Origin of the sequence: Janibacter cremeus (assembly GCF_029395675.1) — a bacterium.
GTDB classification, from domain to species: domain Bacteria; phylum Actinomycetota; class Actinomycetes; order Actinomycetales; family Dermatophilaceae; genus Janibacter; species Janibacter cremeus_A.
Window position 1 is genome coordinate 2,191,048 of record NZ_CP115184.1, and the last position, 24,416, is coordinate 2,215,463.

Consider the following 24,416-nt stretch of genomic DNA (forward strand, 5'->3'; position numbering starts at 1 on the left):
TCTTATTCGGTCAGGGCGACGACGGCGGCACCGAGCGTCGGCGCTGTCATGCTGTAGTCGAAGGCGTCGGAAAGGTCCACGAACTGGGTGAAGTACCCCCGGATGCACCGAGCGTCACCGCTGCACGGAGCGTTCCACTTGTACTCGCCGTTGAAGCTGTACCCGGTGAGCCTGAAGGCCGCGTAGCCGTACACGCGGTACGTCGCGGATGAGCCCGTGCCCGTCGACTTGTCGAAGATGGGCAGGAGCACCGTGGTGTCGTGCAGGGCGACGAAGTCCTCGGGAGTACATCCGCTGGAGACCGAGACACCGGTGTCCGTCAGGAGGGTCTGGAGGATCACCGAGGTCGCGTTGCAGCTGGTGGACCCGTCGGTCTTGAGCCAGCCGAACCCGCCGGGCACGTTGCCGGACGGCCCCGGGCACGGCGTGGCGGCGCCACTGGTGCCGGACAGATAGATCGTGCGCGGCGTTGTTCCCGAGGGAATACCCCCGCCGGTCTGGCTGTCCCACTCGCAGTAGGACAGGGCCAGGGGCAGCATGGCGGTACCACCGCTCGGGTAGCCCCAGCCGGCCGAACTCTTGGCCGAGACCACGGCGCTGTCGTCCTGCCCGAGCACGGGGGCAAACCAGTGCTCACTCGTGCCTTGGTTGTTCACGGTGACCCGGCCGACGGTGGGGTCGAAGTGGGCAAGAGTCGCCGCGGGGTCCGCGTCGTTGCTGTTGGGGACGGCCAGCTCCTGGGCCGTCTGGGCGGGGTCGCCACAAGCCTCGCGCGCGCAGTCCTGGGCGATGGCCAACACGGCGGCGTCGGCGCCGGTCTGCAGCTGCTGGCGCTCGGCGTACATGGCGGCGACGTCGATGGATATGGCCGCGAAGCCGATCAGCGGCACCATCATCAGCGCCACGACGACGGCGACGGCACCGCGCTCGCGCTCCTCGCGCCGGATCAACCGTTGCATCGCATGGTTCCTTGGCCGGTGAGGGTGACGGTGAGCTGCTCGGGGAAGAGCATCAGGCTCAGCTCCTGGGTGATCGTGACGGTGGCCGTCTGCGCCATATCTGTGGTGGTGGCACAGGTCGTGGGGGTGACACCGATGTCACCGTCCGTCAGCGTCAGGAGCGGCGACGCCGAGGCCTTCGCCACGGCGCGGGCGTCGGTGGGGCTGTCCTGCAGGGCCATCACTCGGACACCGTCGCGGGCCGCGGCCGACAGCATGGTCTGGACGTGGTAGGCGCGCCCGAACTCCGCGATGCCGAGCACCAGGACCACCAGCAGCGGGAGCACAAGAGCGAACTCCACTGCCGCCACACCACGATCCTGCCGTCGAGATGTCATGCACCCTCCAGATGTGCGACCGGCGCAGCAGCCGCTGGCTGCTGCGCCGGTGACGGATCAAGCGGAGATCAGAGGACGGGCTCGGTCGTCCCACCCAGCTTGGTCCCGATCGTCGTGAACATGTCGTTCAACTCAGTTCCGAGAGTGGTGACCGCGACGATGATGACAACCGCGATCAGGCCGACGAGAAGCCCGTACTCGACGGCGGTGGCGCCGCGCTCCTTGCGACCCTCGAAGCGGTCGCCGACGAGCGTGTAGATGGTGGCCAGGTAAGCGGCTGCACGGTTCATGACTTTTCCTTCACTAGGTCTGCGGGTCGTCTGACCCGATCAGGGGGAGGCCCAGTTCCTGTGATGAACCAGCGCCACGAGAAGGATGGCAGATGATTGCCGTTCACGCAAACTCGCGCAAAGCACGAGTTTTCTCGTTGTGAATATATGCAGTGCCCTGGCCACTATGGCGGCGTGAAACCCGCACTCAGAGAACGACATTCGGATTCTGGTCGCGCGAGCCGCCACCGCAACATGGACCCCTCTGGTGTGCGCGACCGGCTCCGGTGCCGTAGGTTCCCTAGGGCCGACAATTTTGCAGATCAAGAAACTCCGCAGGCAGGGCACTTCGTGTATAGTAAGGAAATGGTCAAGGAAGAGCTGGGCCTCAGAGAGCTGAAGAAGCAGATGACCCGCGAGTCGATCGCGGACGCCGCGCTTCAGCTGACCCTGGAAAAAGGGCTGAGTGACGTCACGATCGAGGAGATCGCGCAGGTGGCCTTCGTCTCGCCGCGCACGGTGTCGAACTACTTCTCGTGCAAGGAAGAGGCAGTCGTGACCGCCGGCGGTGATGCCTCGACGGACCTGATCGAGGAGTTCGCACAGCGCCCGGAGGACGAGGCACCCCTTGAGGCCCTGCGCCAGGTGGTGACGAACTTCGTGGCCTCGACCACCCCCGAGGATCTGCGCCTGAGCGTGCAGAAGATGCAGCTGATCGACGACAACCCTTCCCTGCGCCCGTACCAAGTGGCACAGCACGCGCACATGGAGGAGCTCCTGCGCTTGAAGATCGCCGAGCGCACTGGTGGCGACGTCGACAGGGACCTCTACCCTTGGCTCGTCGCCGCTGCCGCCGTGACCGCCGTGACCGCCGCCATGCGGCTGTGGGCGAAATCGGACAGCTCGCCTGACGAGCTCACGCGGCTGGTGCAGACTGCCTTCACTCTGACCTCCGACGGCTTGGCATCGCCCACCCTCGGCGACTCAAGCGATCCTTCCAGCCACGTCGACTGACTGAGCCCAGTGGGGGCGCGTGTTATGCGTTCAGAGGTCACGAAGGACAAGGCGGAACCGTCGAGAACCTTCGGCTTGAGCTACAGCGCCCCACCCGAGCCGAACATGTTTTCCATCATTCGGATCGCACCGGGACCGATGATGACGACGAACATGGCCGGGAACATGCAGAAGAGCAGCGGAAAGAGGATCTTGACGGTGACCTTCTGCGCCTGTTCCTCGGCCTTCTGCCGGCGGACCACCCGCATCGACGAGGTCTGCTCTCGCAGAACCTTGGCGACCGGGATGCCAAGCCGGTCGGACTGCACGATCGCCGAGACGAAGTTCTTCACCTCCGGCAGCACGACCCGCTGCCCCATCGAGGAGAAAGCCTGAGCGCGGGTCTTGCCGAGTTGGATTTCGGACAGCACCCGGGCGAACTCCCCCGACAGCGGGCCGTCGGTGGTCCGGGCCACCCGCAGGATGGCTCCGTCGAAGCCCTGCCCCGCTTCAACGCATACCGTGAGCACGTCGAGGACATCGGCGAGGTCCTTCGAGGTGCGCTCCTGACGTCGCAGCGCCGCGTTGTACAGCAAGATGTCTGGCAGGTGGAAGAGCGCCGCCGCGAGGCCCACCGCCACCAGGACTCCGACTACGGTGAGGCCACCGAAGCTCAGTCCGAGGGCGAGCCCCAGCAGCAGGCACATCCCCTTGACTCCCATGATCCGATCGACCGTCCACGGCGGGGGATTCCCGGCGCGGTCCAGTCCGCTGGCCAGCCGGTCGACCCTCCCGCTCGGGGACAGCCGGCGGGCCAACCCGCGCGAACCGGCGAGCACGGGCCCGACGAAGCGCTCCGAGGCCGGCAGTTCGCTGCGCACGACCGACCTCGAGGACACCGTCCCCTCGATCAGGGCCAGGCCGCGTGCCACCCCGGTCGGTTCGGACGGTCGGAGCGTGAAGGCGAGCACCAGGACGAGGACGAGCAGGGCGAGCGCGATCATCGCGACCCCGACGAGAGCAATGGTCATGTCACACCTCGATCTTGACGACGCGGCTCATCCAGAAGATGCCGATGGTGATGCCTACGAGTGCTCCGATGGACATGAGCAGTCCGAAGGCAGTGGTCCACAGCAGTTGCACGTACTCGAAGTTGACCAAGAGCATGTAGAAGAAGAGTGCGAACGGCAGGGCGATGAGGATGTACGCCGACAGCCGCCCCTCAGCCGAGAGTGCCTTGACCTGGCGGAAGAGCACCTCGCGCTCGCGCAGCGTGTGGGCCGTTGTCTGGAGGGTCTCCGCGAGGTTGCCGCCCACCTCACGCTGGATCCGGATGGCCATGACCGCCATCGCCATTGACTGACTGCCCATGCGCTCGGCCAGCCGCTCCAGCGCGTCCGCGATGTCGGTACCGATGCGCGTCTCGGCGAGGGCGCGGGCGAACTCCTTGTCCACCGGGGGTGCGGAGTCCTGCGCCACGGCGTCCAGGGACTGCATCAGGCCGAACCCACTCTTCAGGCTCGTCGCGACGAGCACGAGGGAGTCAGGGAGGGCCCGCTCGAAGGCGCGAGCCCGGCGCGCAGCGAGCACCCGAAGCAGAACCTGCGGCACGATCAGCCCGACGACCAGACCGACGAGGACACCGACTAACCAGGGGCCCGGCAGGACCACCATGAAGACGGCGATCGCGACGATGATCGCCACGCCGCACAGCACGTACCACTCCCCCGCGCGCAGCGGCAGGTCGGCGCGGTTGACCAGCTGCATCGTGCGGGCGGTGGAGCCTCGCTTGGCCATCCGGCGCTCACCGAAGTCGACGAGTCGCTCACTGATCGCCTTGCTCTCCTCCCGCCCTTCCCTGCGGGACCACTGCTTGGCCGGGACGACGTAGGCATCGATTCCGGCGAGCCTCAGCTCGCGGCGGGATCGGACCGTCGGGGTGAGGGTTCCGAAGGCGAGCAGGAAGATCGCCGTGCCGATGGCGAAGGCACCGAGCCACGGCCACGGTGAGGATGCCAACCACCCGCTGGCGGCCGGTTCGGCGTGGGCGGGCACCGCCCCTGGCTCTGTCTCATCGGGTTGCGCTTCAGGTGACCCGTCGAGGGTGACCATCCGCTCGACGGCGAAGGGGTCACCGTTGGCGCTTCCTTCCAGTCGGACCACATGGCGACCGGACAGCTGCTCCGGGGTCGTGATCTCGAAGGGAGCCTGCGAGTTCAGCGCACGGGCTGCGCTCTGGAAGGCGTCACCGACCGCCTCGGCGTCGTCGGCAGCCAGGACCGACCCGTCTCCTGCCTCGGCGAAGCCGTCGAGGGCGTTCATCGTGTCCTTGTCCTCGGTCCGGAAGCGCACGACGTCGACGCGGACTCCGCGCTCGCGCACCGCCTTCGTGGCCTTGACCAAGTCGATCTTGGGTCGGGTACTGACCGTGTCGGCCCCATCGCTGAGCAGAACCATGCTGCGGTCGCCATCGTTGCCCAATGCCTTGGCCGCGGCGAGCACCCCGGCGTAAAGGCTGGTCTCGCCCCGCGCGGCGAGGCCGTTGACGATGCGCCGGACCTGCTGCCGGTCGGCGGAGGGCCTCAGGTCCACACCGGCGGTGTTGGCGAAGGTCGCCACCCCGACCTTGACGTCCTTCGGCACCTCGGCCAGGTAGGCACGCGTCGCCGCCCTCACCGTGGCCATCCCGTCGACACCCATCGACCCGCTGGTGTCGATGACGAGCATCGACGACCGCTGGACGCTCGTGGAGCTCGCGACGTCGGCGTCGCGCTCTCGCCCGTCGATGGTCGCGGTGAGACTCCCCGGGTCGACCTGGATGACCTCGGACCCGCGGAAGGTCAGCACGCCGGTCAAGGAATCACCTCGCGACTCGACGTCACTCATCGAGACGTCCGGAGCAGCGCTCGCCGAGGTGCCTGACAGGGCAGCGAAGACCACCGCAAGCACCATTGCGGCAAAGATGCGCTGGACGAGGCGGATCACGGGGTGATCCGCGCGAAGAGGTGTACCGGTAGCTCGACCCCCAGGTCGGCGAGCTCCTGGACGAAGGCGGGCCGGATGCCGGTGGGCACCAATTGTCCAAGGTAGCGACCGTGCTCGTCACGTCCGGCTGCATAGTCGAAGGTGAAGATGTCCTGCAGGGTGACCACGTCCCCCTCCATGCCGATCACCTCGGTGACGGCCACGATGCGGCGTGAGCCGTCCTTGAGCCGGGCCTGCTGGACGATGAGGTCGATGGCCCCGGCCACCTGCTCACGGATGGCCCTAATGGGCAGGTCGACACCCGCCATGAGCACCATTGTCTCCAGACGGGAGAGGCTGTCGCGAGGTGAGTTGGCGTGGGCGGTCGTCAGCGATCCGTCGTGGCCGGTGTTCATCGCCTGCAGCATGTCCAGGGCGGCGCCGTCGCGCACCTCGCCGACGATGATCCGGTCAGGGCGCATACGCAGCGCGTTGCGCACAAGATCGCGGATCGTGATCGCCCCGGTGCCCTCGATGTTCGCCGGGCGGGACTCGGTGCGCAGTACGTGCCGTTGGTGCAGCTGCAGCTCCGCCGCGTCCTCGATGGTGACGATCCGCTCATCGTCGGGCAGGAAGGAGCTGATGACGTTAAGCGTGGTGGTCTTGCCGGAGCCGGTACCGCCGGAGATGAGAATGTTCCGCCGGCCTCGTACGCAGGCCTCGAGGAAGTCGCGCACCGACGGGGACATCGTGCCCATCGAGATGAGGTCATTGTCGGTTAGGGGATCCTTCGCGAACTTGCGGATGGTCAGCATCGAGCCGTCGAGCGCGACGGGAGGCAGCAGCGCGTTGACGCGGGAACCGTCTGGCAGGCGGGCGTCGACCATGGGGCTGGACTCGTCGACGCGGCGCCCGACCCGGGAGACGATCTTGTCGATGGTGCGACGCAGGTGTGACTCGTCAGCGAAGCGCGTCCCGGCGGCGAGGATCTTTCCTTCCTTCTCGATGTAGATGTCCTCGGCGCCGTTGACCATGATCTCGGTGACCTCGGGGTCGCGCAGGTACGGCTCGAGGGGACCATGGCCGAGGATGTCGTCGGAGACGTCCTGGGCGATCTTCGTCCGATCGGCTTGGGACAGCGGGGTGTTCTCGGAGTCGATGACCTGCTGCAGGGTGTGGCGCACCTGGGTCGCCAGCTCCTGCTCGGACAGGTGCGGGTCGTACAGACGCGGCCCGAGCGAGGCCACCAGGGACTGGTGGACGCGGTCCTTGACCTCGGCGAAGGGGTCCTGACCCCGCCTGTGCGTCTTGGCCCGCCGTTCCGGGCTCGCCTGTCGAGGAACCTCGCCGGCCCGGGCACTACGGGCCTGATCCAATCGGTCGGCCAGATTGCTCATACCTTGCTCCTTCGCCGCCCGAGCCCGCGCCGCGGGCTCTCCTGGATCAATTCACCGAACCGGGTCCGCACCTCGCGGTCGGCCAGCTCCCGTATCGCCACGGCTGCCGGATTGCGCGGGTCCTGGACGACGATCGGGTACCCGCGGTTGGTTGCCTTGGGCACGCCGAGATCATTAGGGATGCTCGCCGAGATCGGTTGTTTCAGTGCCGTCTCGACCTCGTCACTGTCCAGTCCCACCTTGACCCCGGCACGATTGAGGACGACGACCCGGCTCTCTGCGGAGGCACCCAGGGTGTCGAGGGTGTTGATCGCCAGCCGCAGGTTCTTCACCGCCGGTATGTCGAGGGTCGCGACGAGCAGGGTGAGGTCACTGACGTCGAGAGCGGTGAGCACGTGCTCCGTGAAGGAGGGCGGAGTGTCCACGACGACGTACGCGTAGTGGGAGCGGGCCGTGCGCAGCAGCTCGAGGATCACGTCGGCCGGGACCCGCTCGGCCTCACCCGGATCACTCGACGGGGCGATGACGTCCAGGCCCGTGTCCTCATGGGTGGCCACCACCGACTCCAGACCCGCCCGGTCGAGGTGCCCTCGCATGGACACGAGGTCGCTCACCGTCCCGGAGGGAATCAGCTGGAGGCTGATCGCCACGTCGCCGAACATCAGGTCGAGGTCGACGAGAAGGGTTCGTGCGCCACTCGCCGCCAGGTGGGCGGCGACATTGGTCGACACTGTCGTCTTGCCGACCCCGCCCTTCGCCGAGAAGACGGTGATGACCTTGCCCTGACGAGAGCCGCCCGACCCCTCGCCTTCGTCGCCCTCCCGAACGAGCTGCGCGGTCAGCGCCTCGCTGCGACGCGCCGCCTCCGCCAGGGCCGTCTGGTCGTCGACCTGGACGACCTCGCGGATCCCGCTGCGCAGGGCCAGGCTCATGACGTTGACGTCCAACCGGTGGCGCAGCAGCAGAACCCCCACCTCGGGACGCTCGACGCGCAGTCTCTCGGCAAGCTGGCAGGCGGACTCGATGTCAATGTCCGCACCGATGACCACCATGCGGTGACCGACGCCATTCTCGGCGGCCTTGAGGATCGACGGGCCGTGCGACATCACCTCCGGTGACTCACCGAGGGCGTAGCGGTAGGTGTGGTGCGCCTCGGGATCGAAGTCCCACAAGATGGTCATTCCTGCACCTCCCTCAGCAGGTCACCCATGTCCTGGGGGAAGATCGTCATGTCGTTGGCGTGCGAGTCCTCGTCGATTTTCACGTCGGAGCCGCGCAGGCCTGCGTAGAGGGTGTACTCGGTGATGCCGTGTGCGAGTCGGGGGGCGTCCTTCGGCGTGACCGCAAGTGTGACGAGGAAGCTCGGCGCGTCTGCGGCTTGCTCGTCACCCTTCTCTCCCTCCTGCTCCTTCGGCGTGGACAGAGCCGTGTCGCCCATCGCGATAACTTGCACGTCCGGCAGGAGGACGGTCGTCCCCTGGACGTCGAGGTCGTTGAACGCCTTGGTCTTGTCCTCGTCGCCGCCGACGGCCTTGATCTTGTGGGTGGCGTACACCGCGATGTGCGTACCGGGGGTCACGAACTGTCCCACCCGAGCCGGATCGGACAGCTCGACGGACATCGCGATCATCCCGGAGGGAACGGTGATGGCCTTCTCCCCTGTCGGTGTGGTCCCGAATCGGTCATTCATGAGGAACTCACCCGGTTGCACGTCGGCGAGCGCCAGCAGCGAGCTGTTGTCCGGCCCGACCTCTTGCAGGGCGCCCGTGGGCAGTGCGCCGGCGGCGACGTTCGTCTTCGTAACCAATTCGGTGCGCACCGCGTCCTTGAGCGTCGTACCCGAGGGGACGAACTGTTCGGCGACATACACGGGCACCGCCTTTGCATCGGCGATCGCCCGGGCGTCGGACCCGCGGACGTAGTTGATGACGAGGCCGGCCCCGGCAAGGGCCAGCACGACCGCGACCAGCACGGCGATGACGCGACGGTTCATAGTGGACGCTCGCTCTCGTTCAGGATTGGTGGCATGGCCGACTCAGCCGGCGGGTTTGATGGCGACGACCCCGAAGTCCCCGTCCAGGGGATCTCCCGGGGGAGCGATGGATGGCGCGTCCGAGATTGTCCCGGTGACAAACCATCCGGTGAGGCACTTCTCCGAACCTGAGCAGTTGTATCCGCCCGGGAGTGAACTGCCACCACTGGTGTTTCCAGGGAATGAGTAGCCGCTGACGTAGAACTTGGCCCATCCCGCGAGGTGATACCACGTGTTGTTCCCACTCGTATCCGGATTCGTGGGGTCGCACACGCCCTCGGGCGTGGTTGGTGGGTCACCCACCGCGAGTGCCGCATCCCCGACGATGCAGTCGAAGATCGGGATGTCGATCACGGACTCGTGGAGGTTCGGCAACTCGCAGGGGGCGGGCACGTTGGCACCGACGTCGATGTGCACCCAGTCGTCATCGGAGACCTCGGTCTCGCAGGTGGAGCCGCCGTCCAGCCACCCGAAGCCACCGGAAGTGTCCTTACCGTTCCAGTCACAGTCGGAGTCGTCGTCCCCGGGGTCGTGCTGCTGGATGACGATTTCCCGAGAGGGGTCCGGCCACGGGTTGCTCGCGTCGTAGCCGGGCTTGGCGCCGACCGGACCGTTCGCGACGAAGTCATCACCGCTGTTGGTCTGCAGATCCCACTCACACGACGAGATCGTCAGGGGGAGTGAGGCAGAGTGCCCCACCGGGATCCCCCAGGCGGCTCGGGCGCACGCGCTGGTGCCCTTGTCGCCGGAGGCACTTCCGAGCAGCACGCGGGAGAAGGGCAGGAAGAGTTCGCTGTCGCCGCCATCCGTCTGGGTGGCCGAGTACGTCTCGACGTACGGGATGGCCGGCTCGGCAGCGAGCCAGTCCGGCAGCTCAGGGCATTCAGCGAGATCGTTGATGTCCCCCGCGGTGACGCAGTCGACCCCGTCGAGTGGGCCCACTTGGTCGGCGGTCCCGCGGGCACACACGCCGGGGGTGTATCGATCGGTGCGGTACCGGCCGGCGGTGTCGTGGGAGTTCGCGCCGAGCAGGTCCTCCACCTCAGTTGGGTCACAGTTGGTCGCGTCAGCGGCGCACTCGGACGCCAGCGCCAAGGACGTCGCGTCGGCGCCGTTCTGCACCTGGCGGCGCTCGAAGGTGAGATTGCCCAGGTCGATGCTGATCGCGAGCATCCCCAGCACCACGCTGCTGCCGACAAAGAAGGCGACGACGGTGACCGCGACGCCACCACGCTCCCCATCTGCGCGACTTCGGCTACGGAGCCGGTTGAGGACCGGGAGTCTCATCAGACTTCACACCTCATCGCGGCGGTGGACTCAGCGTCCGGAAGTGACGTGGCCGAGCCGCCGAAAAAGCTCATGGCCGGACCGAGGAGGATCCAGTCGAAGTCCGGATCCGCGACCGTGATCTCGATGGTCGTGCCGGCCCCGGCGCAGGCAGGGGCAGCAGGGTCCATGGTCAGGGCCGGGATCCCGGGGGCCGCCGCCTGGACACGCAGGAAGACATCCGCCTCCCCAATGACCGCCACCCGGACACCCTCACGTGCAGCGTTCGTCAGCTGGACTTCCTGGAGGAAGTACCGACCGAAGTCGACTATCCCTCCGATGACGAGCAGTAGAAGAGGGAGCATGATCGCCATCTCGACGGCGGCAGCGCCGCGCTGCTGCCACCCAGCTCGTGAAGTCGCTCGCATCGGAAATCCCCTCCGCATTCTTGCAGTCTTGATACCGGGGACCACCTGGCGCACAGGTCAGGGGATCAATGATTGGTGATGAAGGGACATCCGTGGCGGAGGCGCGAAGTAGCGGCACCTCCGCCACGGATCATGCCGGTAGCTCGATCAGGTGGTGAGCTCGGTGAGGACCGTGTTGAACTCGATCAGGAGCTGGTCACCGATGGCGGCAACAGTCCCGATGATGACCGCGGCGATGAGGGCGACCATGATGCCGTACTCGACGGCGGTCGCGCCCTTCTCGCGCTGGGTCATGAGGCTCTGGAGGCGAACGAAGATCTCGAGCATGGTCTTTCTCCTTCTTGAGGTGCCACGTGCCCGCGGCACCTGTGGCGTTCGAGTGGTTTTGCACGGAACTGCACTTGCATCCGACGCCGGGGACAACTGTCGGCGGTGAAGCAGGTGGGTGACCTTCGTGCCGACATCAAGGCAGCACTGGATCGCGGTCCGCATCCATCTCGAACCCCCCGGATCGAAACCTCACCATCGTGCTTTCCCCGTGAGTCCGATCCCCCACCAGAGACATTAAGGGAGAAGTAAGGATTGCACCAGACCTTTGCCAGAGAATTCGAAAAATTTCTCACCCGGTACCCTTGCCGGCGCGGATAGGGTGCTCGTGTGTCTGCGACCTTTGCCCTGATCGCCTCTCTCGCAACGGGAGCCGCCGTCGGGGTGGTGTTGCGGCCACGACTGGCGACGACGCGCTACCGCCTTGCGGACGAGCTGGACCTGCCCCGCCCCGCCTCCTGGTGGGTCGTCCCCGTGACCGCGGCGGTAACGGCACTCGTGTGGTGGGCCATCGCCCCCGGCCAGCCGATCGTCGTCCCGGCCGTCTACGTCCTGGCGGTGTGGACGATGGTCGTGCTGGCCTTCGTCGACCTCGACGTCCAGCGACTACCGGACGCGATCCAGCTGCCCGCATACCCGGTGCTGACCGTGCTGCTAGCGGTGTGCAGCAACGCGATTGGTGACTGGTCCCCCTTCGGCCGTGCCCTGCTGGCCGGGGTGGCGCTCTTCGTTCTCTTCCTCGTCCTGGCGATCCTGCCCGGTGGCGGGATGGGATTCGGTGACGTCAAGCTCGCCGGCCTGCTCGGGATGCTGCTCGGCTGGCTCTCCTGGACCCAGGTCATGTGGGCGACGCTGGCGACCTTCCTCATCGGTGGCGTCGTCGCCGCCGCGATCGTGCTCGTCTCGCGAAGGGGTCGAAGGCACGAATTCGCCTACGGCCCATCGATGCTCGTCGGTGCCGTCGGGGCGCTGGTCGCACCCGCCGTGCTGCGGCTCCTGCTCAGCTGACGCCTGCCCGGTGCCTACCGACCGGACGTGCGCTCGAAGCCTCGTCATCCGGCGCCATCCGCCCGTCGCCCGGCCACCAGATCCGGTTGCCGACGTCCGCGACGATCGCCGGCACGAGGATCGAGCGCGTGACGATCGTGTCCAGCAGGACACCGAAGGCGACGACGAAGGCGATCTGCGCGAGGAAGAGCAGCGGGATCACCCACAGCGCCGAGAACGTCGCTGCCAGAACGACGCCCGCACTCGTGATCACCCCACCAGTCACCGCGACCGCACGCGGGATGCCGCGTCGCGTGCCGACCGCGAGCGCCTCCTCGCGGGCACGGGTCATGAGGAAGATCGAGTAGTCGACCGCGAGCGCGACGAGGAAGACGAAGGCCAGCACCGGGGTCGACGGGTCGGCGCCCGGGTAGTCGAGGACGTGGTTGAAGAGCACCGCGGCCACCCCGAGCGTCGCGGCGAAGCTGAGCACGTTCACCGCGACGAGCATCAGCGCGGCGGCGACCGAGCGCAGCAACCCGATGAGGATCAGCGTGACGACGAGCAGGATCGCCGGGATGACGACCACGTAGTCGCGCTGGCTCGCGTTGTCGGTGTCGACGGTCGTCGCAGCGGCACCACCGACGAGGGCGTCCGGGCTGACCGGATCGAGCTCGTCACGCAGCTCCCGGACCGTCTCCCGGGCCTGGTCGGACTCGGAGCCGACGGTCAGCGGCGCGCTGAGCAGCACGTCGCTCGAACCCTCCTGCGAGGGCATCTCCTCGACGCGGTCGGCCACCTGCGGGTGGTCGGCCAGCACCCCCTTCGCCTCGGCCACACCGGACTCGGGGACGATCACCTGGACCGGCCGCTGGTCACCGCCACCGAAGTGCTCGTCGACGATCTCCTGCCCCTGCACCGACTCGACGTCCGTGGTGAAGAACTCCGCCTGCGTGATCCCCGAGGCGTTGAAGGTCGTGGCGGCACCCGCCGCGACGAGCAGCGCTGCGGCAGTGACGATCCATGTGCGGCGCGGACGGCGCGTGACCCGGTCCGCGACACCCGACCAGAGCCGGTGCTTGGGCTCGTCGCCCTGCTTGGGGATCGAGGGCCAGAAGGCGGCGCGGCCGAGCAGCGCCAGTGCCGCCGGCAGCAGGGTCAGGGCCGCGACCATCGCGCCGACGATGCCGAGCGCACCGATCGGCCCGAGGCTGGAGATGTTGCCGAGGTCGGACAGCAGCAGGCACAGCAGGCCGGCGATGACCGTCAGCCCGCTCGCCGCGACCGGCCCGAAGGTCTGCCGCCACGCGACGCGCAGCGCGGGCAGCGGGTCGGCGCGGTGCAGCTCCTCCCGGTAGCGCGCGACGAGCAGCAGCGAGTAGTCCGTCGCCGCGCCGACGACGAGGATGAAGAGGATGCCCTGGCTCTGACCGGACAGCTGGATCCAGCCGGCGTCGGCCATCGGGTAGATGATCAGCGCCGCGAAGGCCAGACCGAAGATGCTGGTCGTCAGCACGACGAAGGGCAGGATCGGACTGCGGTAGACCACCACGAGGATGATCAGCACGACCACGAGCGCGACGAGGAGCAGGATCCCGTCGATGCCCGCGAAGGCCTCCCCCAGGTCCGCGACGAACCCGGCCGGTCCGGTGACCGCGACCTGGGCGTCCACGTCCGGGGCGAGGTCGGCGCGCAGGGCCTCGACGATCAGCGTCGAGATCGCCGTCTCGTCGACGGTCTGCTCCGCCTCGGCCGCGTCGAGAGTCAGCGGGACCAGCACCGCCTCGCCGTCCTCGGCGGGGATGACCGGGACCTGCGACTCGGCGAGGTAGTCCCCGACCGTGCCCGGCACGTCCTCGATGCTCTGCTGCGGCAACTGCTTCGCCCAGCCCTGCAGCTCACCGATGGTGGCGCGGTCCACGCCGCTCTCGTCCTCGACGACCAGGAGGAGCGGCAGCGTGCTGTCGGCGCCGAACTCACCGAGCCGCGCAGCCACCTGCGTGGACTCGGCGTCGTCGGGCAGGAAGGAGGCCTGGTCGTTGTTCTGCACGCTGGTCAGCTGACCGACGAGCGGGCCCCCCACCCCGGCGACGGCCAACCACACGAGGAGGAGCACCCCCGCGAGAAGACGCGCCCTCCACCGTGACCCCGCCGCTGCAACCATGGACAAACCTTATACGACTGTTGAGGCTCGGCGCGACGAAGGGGGCCGCGCGGCCCCCTTCGTCCGCCGAGATCGGTCAGTCGATCGCCGAGAGCAGCGCGTCGGCCGAGGCCCGGTAGCCCTCGACCGTCGGGTGGACCCACTCCGGGATCTGGGCGCCCGGCGCGCCGACCGGGACCAACCAGGCGTCGCTGTTGTCCGGCGTCCTGCGCGGGTCGAGGCCGTGGGTGTGCCCACCCCACGCGGGCTTGACGTCGACGAAGGTGAGGTCACCGGGCCCGTCGAGGCTGGAGTCCAGCATCGCCATGGCCTCGGCCATCGCCCCGTCGCCCCGATCCTGGAAGGCGGCGAGGGCCGCACCCGCGTCGTAGGTCGGAGCCGCCTCCGGGATGCCGTAGCTGTCGGTGTTCAGCAGGAAGGGGTAGCCGAGCAGGTAGATGTCCGCCTTGCCGTTGGAGCGCTCGTGGACGGCGGCGAGCGCCGCCTCGATGTCGGTCTGCAGCTGGGGGATCCGGGCGTTCGCGGCGTCCAGGGACTGCTGGCAGGCGGCGGCGTTGCGCGCCGCCATGCACCACAGGACGATCGTGGAGAAGCCGACGTCGTTGCCGCCGATGGTGAGGAAGACCGCGTCGGTGTCCTTCGTGACCGCGTCGATCTGCGGTGCCGCGGTCAGCTGGCACTCGACCGTGGCGGTCAGGCCGCGGTTGGTGCCCGTGCCCTTGACCAAGGTGCTGTCGGTGATCGTGTAGTCGAAGTACCAGTCGTCCTGCGCGGGCGTGCCGCACAGCTGCTGCCTCTGCGCCTGGCGCAGCCAGTGGCGCTCGACGTTGGCGGCCCTGCCCGGCAGCTCGTAGGTGGCGGTGCGCGTGGTGGAGCTGCCCAGCGGACGCGGCTCGAGGATGTCGGCAACGACGGCGCCGCTGCACGCGACGTTGTCGTAGGCGGCCCCCATCTGCTCCGCGACGCGCGCGCCGTAGTTGTCCGGCGAGCGCCAGCACCTCTGGTCGGTGTAGGTGCCCGCGCCGTTGCCGGCGGAGTAGGAGTCGCCCAGCTGGACGACCTCCGGCTCAGGAGACGCGGCCGTCGCTGCGGGTGCGCTCACCCCCACGCCTGCGACGACAGCGGCGACGCACGTGGCGACGGACAGGGTGCGGCGAGTGCGCATGCGGACCTCCAGGGGGTGGGCCGGCCTCGTCGCCGGCACCGATTACCGCACGGTAGCCGCCCGGAGCCGTGGGGGCCACCCCCTTCGCCCTCCGACGACGAACTACTGCAGGCAGCAGTTCGTATCGTCTGCAGCACCTCGAGCTACGGCAGGCGATACCAGGTACTGCCTGCAGTAGTTCGTATCAGGGGAGGCGGACGAGGGCGCCCGAGTCCTCCTGCGGCAGGTCGCCCTGCTCCAGCGAGGCCGTGACGACCTGGCGGTTGAAGGTCGTGCGGCCGCCGCGGGTGGTGAGGAAGGCGGTGTCGGCGGCATCACGGCCTGTGGCGATGCGCACCATCGACTCGCGGGGGGCCAGGCGGGTGCCGTCGGTGATGTGCCAGGCGCCCTCGACCCACACCTCGGCCACGGCGTGGAAGTCCATCGGCTGCAGCCCCGGCGCGTACGCCGAGACCAGCCTGGAGGGGGTGCCCAGGGCCCGCAGCAGCGCGACGACGACGTGGGCGAAGTCCCGGCAGACGCCCTTCGCCTGCAGGATCGAGTCGATGGCGCCGTCCGTGCCGCGGCTCGACCCGGAGATGTAGGCCATGTGCGAGTGGACCCACTCCGTGACCGCCTGCACCCGCTCGACGCCGGCCTGCGTCGGGAAGAGCTGTGCGGCCATCGGCGCGAGCCGGTCGGACTCGGCGTAACGGCTCGGGCGGTTGAAGACCCAGCGGTCGGCAAGGATCTCCCGACCGACCTGCTCACCGGTGGGGCGGGTGATGTCCACCAGGGCGTTGTACGTGACCTCGAGCCAGCCGTCGCCGACCTCCTCGACCAGGTGCAGGCGGGTGCCGTGGCTGCCGGCCAGCTCGATCGGCTCGACCTGCCGGCCGGCTGCGTGGATGAGGATCTCCTCCTCGAGCACCTCGTGGGCGCTCGAGACGGCGAAGGACAGCAGCGCCTCACGCACGCCCCGGGTGCCGTAGGCGAACTTCGTGCCGACACGCGCACGAAGGGGGGTCGGGTCGGCGGCGACGATCGCGAGGTCGGTCATGGGTCAATAGGACGCCCCGCAGGGGGCCCGCGTCAAAGGGAGGTCGTTTCGAGGGCGGTCAGGCCGGCTCGGTCACGGCCAGCAGGGCGGACAGCGCCGCGAGTGCCTCGGGGTTGATCCAGTAGTAGACGTAGGTGCCGCGGCGCTCGCTGCCGACGATCCCGGCCTCGCGCAGCAGCCGCAGGTGGTGCGAGACCGTGCCCGACGACAGGTCGAAGGCCGGGGTGATCTCGCAGACGCACAGCTCGGGCTGGGCCGCGATCATCGACGCCATCCGCAGCCGGACCGGGTCGCCGAGCGCCTTGAAGACCGGTGCGAGCCGGGCCGCGTCATCCTCGGAGACGGGCGAGGTGGCCAGCCCGCAGCAGGTGACGGCCCGCTCCCGGGGCTCGGAGTCGATAGCGCTCATGCGGCTATCTTGACATACTTCAAACCAAGGGTCACGCTGTTCCTGTCACCTGATTCGACGGACATCAAAGCAGGAGCGGTCATGACACAGCAGGACACCCACGACGTCGTCCGCGACCGGTACGCCGCTGCGGCCCGCCAAGGACTCGACTCCCCCACGGGCGGGACGTCGTGCTGCGGCCCGACCGCCGAGTCGTGCTGCAGCCCGCAGGCGACCGACCCGATCACCGTCGGCCTCTACGAGGGGACGGACGCCCCTTCGGACGCCGCCCTGGCCGCCTCGCTCGGGTGCGGCAACCCGACCGCCCTGGCCGAGCTCGCCCCCGGTGAGGACGTCCTCGACCTCGGCTCCGGCGGTGGGCTCGACGTGCTGCTGTCCGCCCGACGGGTCGGACCGACCGGCACCGCCCACGGCCTCGACATGACCGACGAGATGCTCGAGCTCGCCCGACGCAACCAGGCCGAGGCCGGGATCGAGAACGCGCAGTTCCACAAGGGCACCATCGAGGAGGTGCCGATGGCCGCCGGCTCCGTCGACGTGATCATCTCCAACTGCGTCATCAACCTCTCCCCCGACAAGGACGCCGTGCTCGCCGAGGCGCACCGCGTCCTGCGGCCGGGCGGTCGCTTCGCGGTCTCCGACATCGTGCTCCTGCGCGAGATCCCGGACGCCCTGCGCGGCATCGTCGGCCTGTGGACCGGGTGCGTGTCGGGGGCGCTGCTCGACTCCGACTACGTGACCAAGCTCGGCGACGCCGGCTTCACCGACGCCTCCGTCGAGGTCACCCGTACCTTCGACCGGGAGGAGCTGCAGCGCATGTCCGACATGGTGGGCGAGCACCTCCCCGAGGGCTGGACCCTCGATACCATCATCGATGCGCTGGACGGGGCCTTCGCCAGCGCCTTCGTCCGTGCCCGCAAGGAGAACTGAGTGTCCGTCACCACCCACGAGGCGCCGGAAGCCGCGCGCCTGTCGACCCTCGACCGCTACCTCGCCGTGTGGATCGGTCTGGCCATGGTCGCCGGGCTGCTGCTCGGCCGGGTCGTGCCCGGCCTCGGCGAGGCGCTCAGCGCGGTCGAGGTCGACGGGATCTCGCTGCCGATCGCCCTCGGGCTGCTCGTCATGATGTACCCGGTCCTGGCGAAGGTCCGCTACGACAAGCTCGACACCGTCACCAGCGACCGCCGCCTGCTCGGGTCATCGCTCGTGCTCAACTGGCTCGTCGGCCCGGCCCTGATGTTCGCCCTGGCCTGGACCTTCCTGCCGGACCTGCCCGAGTACCGCACCGGCCTGATCATCGTCGGGCTCGCCCGCTGCATCGCCATGGTGATCATCTGGAACGACCTGGCCTGCGGCGACCGGGACGCCGCTGCCGTGCTCGTGGCGATCAACTCGATCTTCCAGGTCGTCGCCTTCGCCGCGCTCGGCTGGTTCTACCTCGCCGTGCTGCCGGGCTGGCTCGGCCTGTCCCAGACGGGCCTCGACGTCTCCCCGTGGCAGATCGCGAAGTCCGTGCTCATCTTCCTCGGCATCCCGCTGCTGGCCGGCTACCTCTCCCGCCGCATCGGCGAGCGCCGGTGGGGTCGGGAGCGCTACGAGGAGTCCTTCCTGCCGAAGGTCGGGCCGTGGGCCCTCTACGGGCTGCTCTTCACGATCGTGCTGCTCTTCGCCCTCCAGGGCGAGGCGATCACCTCCCAGCCGCTCGACGTCGCCCGGATCGCCGTGCCGCTGCTGGCCTACTTCGCGATCATGTGGGGCGTCGGGTACCTCACCGGACGCCTGCTGCAGATGAGCTACGAGCGCACCACCACTCTCGCCTTCACCGCCGCCGGCAACAACTTCGAGCTGGCCATCGCCGTCGCGATCGCGACCTTCGGCGCGACCAGCGGCCAGGCCCTCGCCGGTGTCGTCGGGCCGCTCATCGAGGTCCCCGTCCTCGTCGGCCTGGTCTACGTCAGCCTCGCGCTGCGACGGCGATTCCCGCACTCGTCACCCGAGGCGTCCCCCGTCCAGCAGCGCGCCCTGTCCGAGGAGTCCTCGTGAGTGCCGACGGCACCTCCCCCTACGACCAGATCGTCGAGGACCTGACCTACGCCTACGAAGGGGTCTTCTCCCCCGAGACGGTGGCCGAGGTCGTCGCGGAGGCCGGTGCGCTGCTCGGGCCGCGGGCGAGGATCACCCGGTACCTGCCGATCTTCGTCGCCCGGCAGGCCCGCGAGCAGCTGATGGCGGTGGCCCAGGCCGAGGGTCGGGTGGCCAAGCAGGTCCCCGAGCTCCTCTTCCTCTGCGTGCACAACGCCGGCCGCTCCCAGATGGCCGCAGCACTGGCCGAGCACCTGTCCGCCCGGCGGGTCCACGTGCGCTCCGCGGGCTCGGAGCCGGTGGACGAGGTCAACCCCACCGTCGTCGAGGCCCTCGCCGAGCGCGGAATCGACCTGACCACGCCCTACCCCAAGCCGCTGACGCACAGCGCGGTGCAGGCCGCCGACGTCATCGTCACCATGGGGTGTGGGGACGCCTGTCCGGTCTTCCCCGGCAAGCGCTACGAGGACTGGGACGTCGCCGACCCGGACGGCCAACCCCTCGAGGTCGTCCGCGACATCCGCGACGACATCCAGGCGCGGGTGACCACGCTGCTGCGCGAGGTGCTCGCATGACCACGACCCCCCACCATCCGGAGTCCCCGATGACCGATCGCTCCTCCGTCCTCTACGTCTGCGTCCACAACGCCGGCCGCTCCCAGATGGCCGCCGCGTACACGCGCGTGCTGTCCGAGGGCGCGGTCGAGGTGCGCTCGGCCGGCTCCGCACCGGCGGACTCGATCAACCCCGCCGTCCACGAGGCGATGCTCGAGGAGGGCATCGACCTGTCCGCCGAGTCGCCGAAGGTCCTGACCGCCGACGCGGTGCAGGCCTCGGACGTCGTCATCACGATGGGCTGCGGCGACGCCTGCCCGATCTTCCCCGGCAAGCGCTACGAGGACTGGGAGCTGGCCGACCCGGCCGGCCAGGGTGTCGACGCCGTGCGCCCGATCCGCGACGAGATCAAGGGGCGAGTCCGCGAGCTGCTGGCCTCCCTCTGACGAAGGGGGTCGGCCCCCTTCGTCAGTGCCCGTCGCCGAGGCGCCCGGAGAGCAGCTCGTGCCGGTCGGCCGAGGCCTGGTTGAGCCCGACGATCTCGACCCTCTTGCCGAGGCGCCCGTACTTCGCCTGCACGGCGTCGAGGGCGGCCACGGTCGACGCGTCCCAGATGTGGCTGTCGGACAGGTCGATGACCACGCGCTCGGGGTCGGCGCTGTAGTCGAACTGGTAGACGAGGTCGTTGCTCGTGGCGAAGAACAGCTCGCCGGTGACCTTGTACACCCGCACGTCCGGCTCCCCGTCACCGTCGACATCGGTCTCGGTGATCCGCTCGACGTAGGCGAAGTGCGCCACGCGGCGGGCGAAGGCGATCATCGCGGCCACGACGCCGACGATCACGCCGTAGGCGAGGTTGTGAGTCGTCACGGTGACGATGACGGTCAGGGCCATGACGACGGTCTCGCCGCGCGGCATCCGGCGCAGCGTGGCCGGCTGGACGCTGTGCCAGTCGAAGGTCGCGACCGAGACCATGATCATCACGGCCACGAGCGCGGCCATCGGAATCATGCCCACCAGCGGTCCGGCACCCACGACGAGGGCCAGCAGGAAGGCGCCGGCGAGGAAGGTGGAGATCCGGGTACGGGCGCCGGAGACCTTCACGTTGATCATCGTCTGGCCGATCATCGCGCAGCCGCCCATGCCGCCGAAGAAGCCGGAGGCCATGTTGGCCACGCCCTGGCCCCAGGTCTCGCGGGTCTTGTCCGAGTGGGTGTCGGTGATGTCGTCGACGAGCTTGGCGGTCATCAGCGACTCGAGGATGCCGACGAGGGCCATCGCCAGAGCGAAGGGCCCGATGATCTGCAGCGTCTCGAGGGTCAGTGGCACGTTCGGCAGGAACAGCTGCGGCAGCGACTGCGGCAGCTCACCCTGGTCGGAGACGTCCGGCAGGCTCCACCCGCCGGCCCACACCACGGCGGTGATGGCCACGATCGCGACCAGCGGCGCCGGCAGCACGGTCGTCACCCGGGGCAGGCCGACCATGATGAGCAGGCCCACCGCGACCATCGGGTAGACCAGCCACGGCACCCCCAGCAGGTAGGGCAGCTGCGCCATGAAGATGAGGATGGCCAGCGCGTTGACGAAGCCGACCATGACCATCCGCGGGATGAAGCGCATCAGCTTGGCCACGCCCAGCAGCGACAGCACGACCTGTAGGACACCGGCGAGGATGACCGTCGCGATGAAGTAGTCCATGCCGTACTCGCGGGCGACGGGCGCGATGACCAGCGCGATGGCCCCCGTGGCCGCCGTGATCATGGCGGGACGGCCGCCGACGAAGGCGATCGTCACGGCCATGATGAAGCTGGAGAACAGACCCACCCGCGGGTCAACCCCGGCGATGATCGAGAACGAGATCGCCTCGGGGATCAGGGCGAGCGCGACGACGAGCCCGGCGAGGATCTCTGTCCGCAGTCGGCGCGGGTCACGCAGCGCGGCCCGGGTGGAGGTCTCGCGCGCGCCCGCCTCGGGCACCGCCGAGAAGTCGGGGCCTGCGGGCACGGTTCGGGTGGAGGAGGTGGGCACAGAGGGGTCCTAGGGTCGACTGTCGTGGCGAAGGGGGTCGACGACCGTGTCGACCGGGGTGCGCCGCGGCGCACCGCCCGCGCAAGGGAAGACGGTCTGCGGCCGCAGCGCGTGGCCAACTCTACCGCAACGTTAGAGTGGTCCGGTGCCACTTCCCCGCCCCACCACCTGCCCGCATTGCGGCACCGAGGACGACGTCACCGGACGGGTCGACGACCACACCGGGGAGGTCGAGCTGACGTGCGGGGGCTGCGGCCGCTCCTGGTGGCGGGGCGAGCGCCGCTGCGCCAGCTGTGGCGGGCACGACCTGACCACCCGGCCGCAGGTGATGCGCCGCCACTCCCGCGGGAACCAGCTGTCGATCATGGGCTGGCGCGACGTCACCCTGTGCCGCGCGTGCGACGCCGCAGTGCTGGACACCACCCGCGACGATCACACCCCCATCCCGGAGGAGTACGTCTCCGCCGCCCTCATCGACGTCAACGCCGCGCCGGCTCCGCCCCCTTCGCCTCCTCCCGCGGTCCGGCCGAGGAGCTCCCCGGCGACCAAGCCCCCTTCGCGCGCCGCCCCCTCGCCGAGACCGCCATCGCGCCCTCCTGAGCCGGCCCCTCCTCGCCCACCCACGACCGTGCGGCAGGCCCTGGAGAGGTCCCAGACGACCCTGGCCGCTGACGGAGCGGCCCTCGACCCGACCGTGGTCCTGCTGCTGGGGCAGCGCCTGGGGCCCGCGACCCGACTGGACGGGCTGACTGCGGCAGGTCACGACCCGGCGTCGCTCCGCGCCTGGGCTGAGGGTCTGTGGGGTACCGGAGCCGGTGCGGCGAGCGCCCGTCGCACCCTCACGGCACTGGCCGACCACTGGCAGCGTGAGAGATGGACCACCACCGACATGGCCGCCGAGCTGCGGCCGCAGGAGGACGCATGAGCAACGAGGCGACCGCCGAGGCGTCACGACGGCGCACGTTCGCGGTGATCTCCCACCCGGACGCCGGCAAGTCCACCCTCACCGAGGCCCTCGCGCTGCACGCGCACGCGATCGCCGAGGCCGGCGCCGTGCACGGCAAGGGGTCCCGCCGCGGCGTGGTCTCGGACTGGAACGAGATGGAGCAGGCACGCGGGATCTCGATCACCTCGGCAGCACTGCAGCTGAGCATCGACGACGTCGTGCTCAACCTCCTCGACACCCCCGGCCACGCGGACTTCTCCGAGGACACCTACCGCGTCCTGGCCGCCGTCGACTGCGCGGTAATGCTCCTGGACGCCGCCAAGGGGCTCGAGCCGCAGACGCTCAAGTTGTTCGAGGCCTGCCGGGTGCGCCGCACCCCCGTGATCACGATGATCAACAAGTGGGACCGGCCCGGCCGCGAGCCCCTGGAGCTACTGGACGAGATCAGCGACCGGCTCGGCATCCACCCCACCCCGTTGAACTGGCCGGTGGGGATCGCCGGGGACTTCCGGGGCGTGACGGATCCGCAGACCGGTGGGATGACTGAGTTCACCCGCACCCCGGGAGGTGCCACGATCGCCGTCGGGGAGCCGCTGGACGCGCACGAGGCGGCTCGCCGCCACGCGGACGACTGGTACCGGGCCGCCGAGGAGTTCGAGCTGCTCACCGCCTCCGACCACGCCCACGACCAGGCGGAGTTCCTCGCCGCCCGGACGACACCCGTGCTCTTCGGTGCGGCGGTGCTGAACTTCGGTGTCGCCGAGCTGCTGCGCACCGTGGTCGACCTGGCGCCCCCACCGAGCGCGTGGACGGATGTCGAGCAGCAGCCGCGGCCGGTCGACGCACCCTTCTCCGGCTTCGTCTTCAAGGTGCAGACCGGGATGGACCCCGCCCACCGGGACCGGTTGGCGTTCATGCGGGTGTGCTCCGGGCGCTTCGAGCGGGGGGCGGTCCTGACCAACGCCCGCACCCGCCGCCCCTTCCAGACCAAGTACGCCCAGTCGGTCTTCGGGCGGGAGCGCAAGACCATCGACGAGGCCTGGCCGGGTGATGTGGTCGGGCTGGTCAACGCCCAGGCGCTGCGGGTGGGCGACACCCTGTACGACTCCCGCCCGGTCACCTACCCCGGCCTGCCACGCTTCACCCCCGAGCACTTCGCCGTCTTCCGGCCCCGCGACGCGGGCCGCGCCAAGCAGTTCCGGCGCGGGATCGAGATGCTCGACCAGGAGGGCATCGTGCAGGTCCTCGTCTCCGACCGGCGGGGCGCCCAGGCCCCCGTCCTCGCCGCGGTGGGACCGATGCAGTTCGAGGTCGCGGCCCACCGCCTCGAGCACGAGTTCGGCGCCCCGGCCAGCCGCGACCCGCTGCAGTACGGCGTCGCCCGCCGGACCACCCCCGAGTCGGCGCCGGTCGTCGACCGCCAGCGAGGCGCCGAGGTCCTCGAGCGCACCGACGGCGTGTCCGTCGCCCTCTTCACCGACAAGTGGCGCATGAGCACCATCGCCCGCGAGCTGCCGGCAGGTAGCCTTCCGCCCATGTTCGGTGACGACGACGGGGTGGACCCGTGAGCCAGGCCCATGTCCACATCGGTGAGGTGGTCACCCGCACCGGCCTGTCGCACCGCACCATCCGCTACTACGAGGAGATGGGCCTGCTGACCCCGTCCGCGCGGACCGAGGGCGGCTTCCGGCTCTACGGCGAGGCCGACATCGAGCGACTGCTGCTGATCAAGCCGATGAAACCGATGGGCTTCTCGGTCGAGGAGATGCGGCTGCTCGTGGACGCCCTCGATGTCCTCGCCGACCCCGACGCGAGCGCGGCGGACTCCTCAGCGGCCCGGGCGCAGCTCGACGCCATCCACGAGGACGCCCTCACCAGGGTCGCCGAGCTGAAGGAGGCCACGGCCCGCGCCGAGGCCTTCACCCAGCAGCTGACGCAGCTCTCGTCACCGGCCGCCGAGCACTGACCCCGGGGCCGCCCGACCTCCCGCCCCTCTCCCCATTTCGCAACTGCTTAGGCTCTTGCGGTGG

At 69.2% G+C, this 24,416-nt stretch carries 25 protein-coding genes; 9 read left to right on the top strand and 16 right to left on the bottom strand.

What is annotated here, in order from left to right:
* Nucleotides 1–2: 2 nt before the first annotated feature.
* From O9K63_RS10295 to O9K63_RS10305, 3 genes are all read right to left on the bottom strand, one after another.
* Nucleotides 3–959 (bottom strand): Tad domain-containing protein, encoded by a 957-nt coding sequence (locus tag O9K63_RS10295; protein ID WP_277237592.1) that lies wholly within the window; start codon nt 957–959, stop codon nt 3–5.
* Nucleotides 947–1,336 carry a TadE/TadG family type IV pilus assembly protein gene (locus O9K63_RS10300; protein ID WP_277237593.1) on the bottom strand — a complete coding sequence of 130 codons (390 nt, stop codon included), beginning with the start codon at nt 1,334–1,336 and terminating at the stop codon, nt 947–949. The genes O9K63_RS10295 and O9K63_RS10300 overlap by 13 nt, the downstream gene beginning before the upstream one ends.
* Nucleotides 1,337–1,404: 68 nt before the next feature.
* The gene (locus tag O9K63_RS10305; protein ID WP_277237594.1) at nt 1,405–1,626 is read right to left on the bottom strand and encodes a Flp family type IVb pilin; all 222 of its coding nucleotides are present in this window, start codon (nt 1,624–1,626) and stop codon (nt 1,405–1,407) included.
* A gap of 345 nt (nt 1,627–1,971) precedes the next feature.
* On the opposite strand from O9K63_RS10305, the gene O9K63_RS10310 reads away from it, so the two are divergent.
* Nucleotides 1,972–2,619: a TetR/AcrR family transcriptional regulator gene (locus tag O9K63_RS10310; protein ID WP_277237595.1), complete on the top strand. Its 648-nt coding sequence runs from the start codon at nt 1,972–1,974 to the stop codon at nt 2,617–2,619.
* A gap of 80 nt (nt 2,620–2,699) precedes the next feature.
* Here the strand turns inward: O9K63_RS10310 and O9K63_RS10315 are convergent, their stop codons facing one another.
* The 8 genes from O9K63_RS10315 to O9K63_RS10350 all read right to left on the bottom strand — a co-directional run bounded on the left by O9K63_RS10315 (nt 2,700) and on the right by O9K63_RS10350 (nt 11,012).
* Nucleotides 2,700–3,602, bottom strand: a complete 903-nt coding sequence (locus O9K63_RS10315) for a type II secretion system F family protein (protein WP_277237596.1) — start codon at nt 3,600–3,602, stop codon at nt 2,700–2,702.
* Nucleotides 3,603–3,630: 28 nt separating this feature from the next.
* Entirely contained in the window at nt 3,631–5,583 is a 1,953-nt protein-coding gene (locus O9K63_RS10320) for a type II secretion system F family protein (RefSeq protein ID WP_277237597.1), read from the bottom strand.
* Nucleotides 5,580–6,959 (bottom strand): CpaF family protein, encoded by a 1,380-nt coding sequence (locus O9K63_RS10325; RefSeq protein ID WP_277237598.1) that lies wholly within the window; start codon nt 6,957–6,959, stop codon nt 5,580–5,582. The genes O9K63_RS10320 and O9K63_RS10325 overlap by 4 nt, the downstream gene beginning before the upstream one ends.
* On the bottom strand, nt 6,956–8,140 hold the full coding sequence (locus tag O9K63_RS10330; protein ID WP_277237599.1) for an AAA family ATPase: 1,185 nt from the start codon (nt 8,138–8,140) through the stop codon (nt 6,956–6,958). Before O9K63_RS10330 ends, O9K63_RS10325 begins: the two co-directional genes overlap by 4 nt.
* On the bottom strand, nt 8,137–8,952 hold the full coding sequence (cpaB, locus tag O9K63_RS10335; RefSeq protein ID WP_277237600.1) for a Flp pilus assembly protein CpaB: 816 nt from the start codon (nt 8,950–8,952) through the stop codon (nt 8,137–8,139). The genes O9K63_RS10330 and cpaB overlap by 4 nt, the downstream gene beginning before the upstream one ends.
* A 42-nt stretch (nt 8,953–8,994) precedes the next feature.
* Nucleotides 8,995–10,278 (bottom strand): pilus assembly protein TadG-related protein, encoded by a 1,284-nt coding sequence (locus tag O9K63_RS10340; RefSeq protein WP_431190316.1) that lies wholly within the window; start codon nt 10,276–10,278, stop codon nt 8,995–8,997.
* A complete protein-coding gene (locus O9K63_RS10345; RefSeq protein ID WP_277237602.1) occupies nt 10,278–10,685 on the bottom strand; it encodes a TadE/TadG family type IV pilus assembly protein in 408 nt (135 codons plus the stop codon). Before O9K63_RS10345 ends, O9K63_RS10340 begins: the two co-directional genes overlap by 1 nt.
* Nucleotides 10,686–10,832: 147 nt before the next feature.
* Complete coding sequence (locus O9K63_RS10350; protein WP_277237603.1) at nt 10,833–11,012, bottom strand: Flp family type IVb pilin; 180 nt, start codon at nt 11,010–11,012, stop codon at nt 10,833–10,835.
* A 330-nt stretch (nt 11,013–11,342) separates the two neighbouring features.
* Between O9K63_RS10350 and O9K63_RS10355 the strand changes: the two genes are divergently transcribed.
* Entirely contained in the window at nt 11,343–12,020 is a 678-nt protein-coding gene (locus tag O9K63_RS10355; RefSeq protein WP_277237604.1) for a prepilin peptidase, read from the top strand.
* Here the strand turns inward: O9K63_RS10355 and O9K63_RS10360 are convergent.
* The 4 genes from O9K63_RS10360 to O9K63_RS10375 all read right to left on the bottom strand — a co-directional run bounded on the left by O9K63_RS10360 (nt 12,013) and on the right by O9K63_RS10375 (nt 16,776).
* Nucleotides 12,013–14,163 carry an MMPL family transporter gene (locus O9K63_RS10360; RefSeq protein ID WP_277237605.1) on the bottom strand — a complete coding sequence of 717 codons (2,151 nt, stop codon included), beginning with the start codon at nt 14,161–14,163 and terminating at the stop codon, nt 12,013–12,015. The two genes, O9K63_RS10355 and O9K63_RS10360, sit on opposite strands and share 8 nt — an antisense overlap.
* A gap of 76 nt (nt 14,164–14,239) precedes the next feature.
* A complete protein-coding gene (locus O9K63_RS10365) occupies nt 14,240–15,328 on the bottom strand; it encodes an SGNH/GDSL hydrolase family protein (RefSeq protein WP_277237606.1) in 1,089 nt (362 codons plus the stop codon).
* A 184-nt stretch (nt 15,329–15,512) separates the two neighbouring features.
* The gene (locus O9K63_RS10370) at nt 15,513–16,367 is read right to left on the bottom strand and encodes a transglutaminase-like domain-containing protein (protein ID WP_277237607.1); all 855 of its coding nucleotides are present in this window, start codon (nt 16,365–16,367) and stop codon (nt 15,513–15,515) included.
* A 58-nt stretch (nt 16,368–16,425) separates the two neighbouring features.
* The gene (locus O9K63_RS10375) at nt 16,426–16,776 is read right to left on the bottom strand and encodes an ArsR/SmtB family transcription factor (protein ID WP_277237608.1); all 351 of its coding nucleotides are present in this window, start codon (nt 16,774–16,776) and stop codon (nt 16,426–16,428) included.
* A gap of 81 nt (nt 16,777–16,857) precedes the next feature.
* Here O9K63_RS10375 and arsM point away from each other — a divergent pair, with 81 nt between their 5' ends.
* From arsM to O9K63_RS10395, 4 genes are read left to right on the top strand one after another with little or no spacing between them, the layout of a single operon-like run.
* The gene (gene arsM / locus O9K63_RS10380) at nt 16,858–17,706 is read left to right on the top strand and encodes an arsenite methyltransferase (RefSeq protein ID WP_277237609.1); all 849 of its coding nucleotides are present in this window, start codon (nt 16,858–16,860) and stop codon (nt 17,704–17,706) included.
* Nucleotides 17,707–18,819 carry an ACR3 family arsenite efflux transporter gene (gene arsB, locus O9K63_RS10385; protein WP_431190317.1) on the top strand — a complete coding sequence of 371 codons (1,113 nt, stop codon included), beginning with the start codon at nt 17,707–17,709 and terminating at the stop codon, nt 18,817–18,819. It begins immediately after the preceding gene.
* On the top strand, nt 18,816–19,433 hold the full coding sequence (locus O9K63_RS10390) for an arsenate reductase ArsC (RefSeq protein ID WP_277237610.1): 618 nt from the start codon (nt 18,816–18,818) through the stop codon (nt 19,431–19,433). The genes arsB and O9K63_RS10390 overlap by 4 nt, the downstream gene beginning before the upstream one ends.
* Before the next feature lie 29 nt (nt 19,434–19,462).
* Complete coding sequence (locus tag O9K63_RS10395) at nt 19,463–19,858, top strand: arsenate reductase ArsC (RefSeq protein ID WP_277242305.1); 396 nt, start codon at nt 19,463–19,465, stop codon at nt 19,856–19,858.
* 22 nt (nt 19,859–19,880) lie between these two features.
* Here the strand turns inward: O9K63_RS10395 and O9K63_RS10400 are convergent, their stop codons facing one another.
* Nucleotides 19,881–21,416, bottom strand: coding sequence for a SulP family inorganic anion transporter (locus tag O9K63_RS10400; protein ID WP_431190318.1), 1,536 nt, complete (start codon nt 21,414–21,416; stop codon nt 19,881–19,883).
* A gap of 352 nt (nt 21,417–21,768) precedes the next feature.
* Between O9K63_RS10400 and O9K63_RS10405 the strand changes: the two genes are divergently transcribed.
* The 3 genes from O9K63_RS10405 to O9K63_RS10415 are packed head-to-tail and all read left to right on the top strand — an operon-like array spanning nt 21,769 to nt 24,352.
* Nucleotides 21,769–22,365 carry a hypothetical protein gene (locus tag O9K63_RS10405; RefSeq protein ID WP_277237611.1) on the top strand — a complete coding sequence of 199 codons (597 nt, stop codon included), beginning with the start codon at nt 21,769–21,771 and terminating at the stop codon, nt 22,363–22,365.
* Nucleotides 22,362–23,954 (top strand): peptide chain release factor 3, encoded by a 1,593-nt coding sequence (locus O9K63_RS10410; protein ID WP_277237612.1) that lies wholly within the window; start codon nt 22,362–22,364, stop codon nt 23,952–23,954. Before O9K63_RS10405 ends, O9K63_RS10410 begins: the two co-directional genes overlap by 4 nt.
* Complete coding sequence (locus O9K63_RS10415) at nt 23,951–24,352, top strand: MerR family transcriptional regulator (protein WP_277237613.1); 402 nt, start codon at nt 23,951–23,953, stop codon at nt 24,350–24,352. The genes O9K63_RS10410 and O9K63_RS10415 overlap by 4 nt, the downstream gene beginning before the upstream one ends.
* The last annotated feature ends 64 nt before the right edge of the window (nt 24,353–24,416 follow it).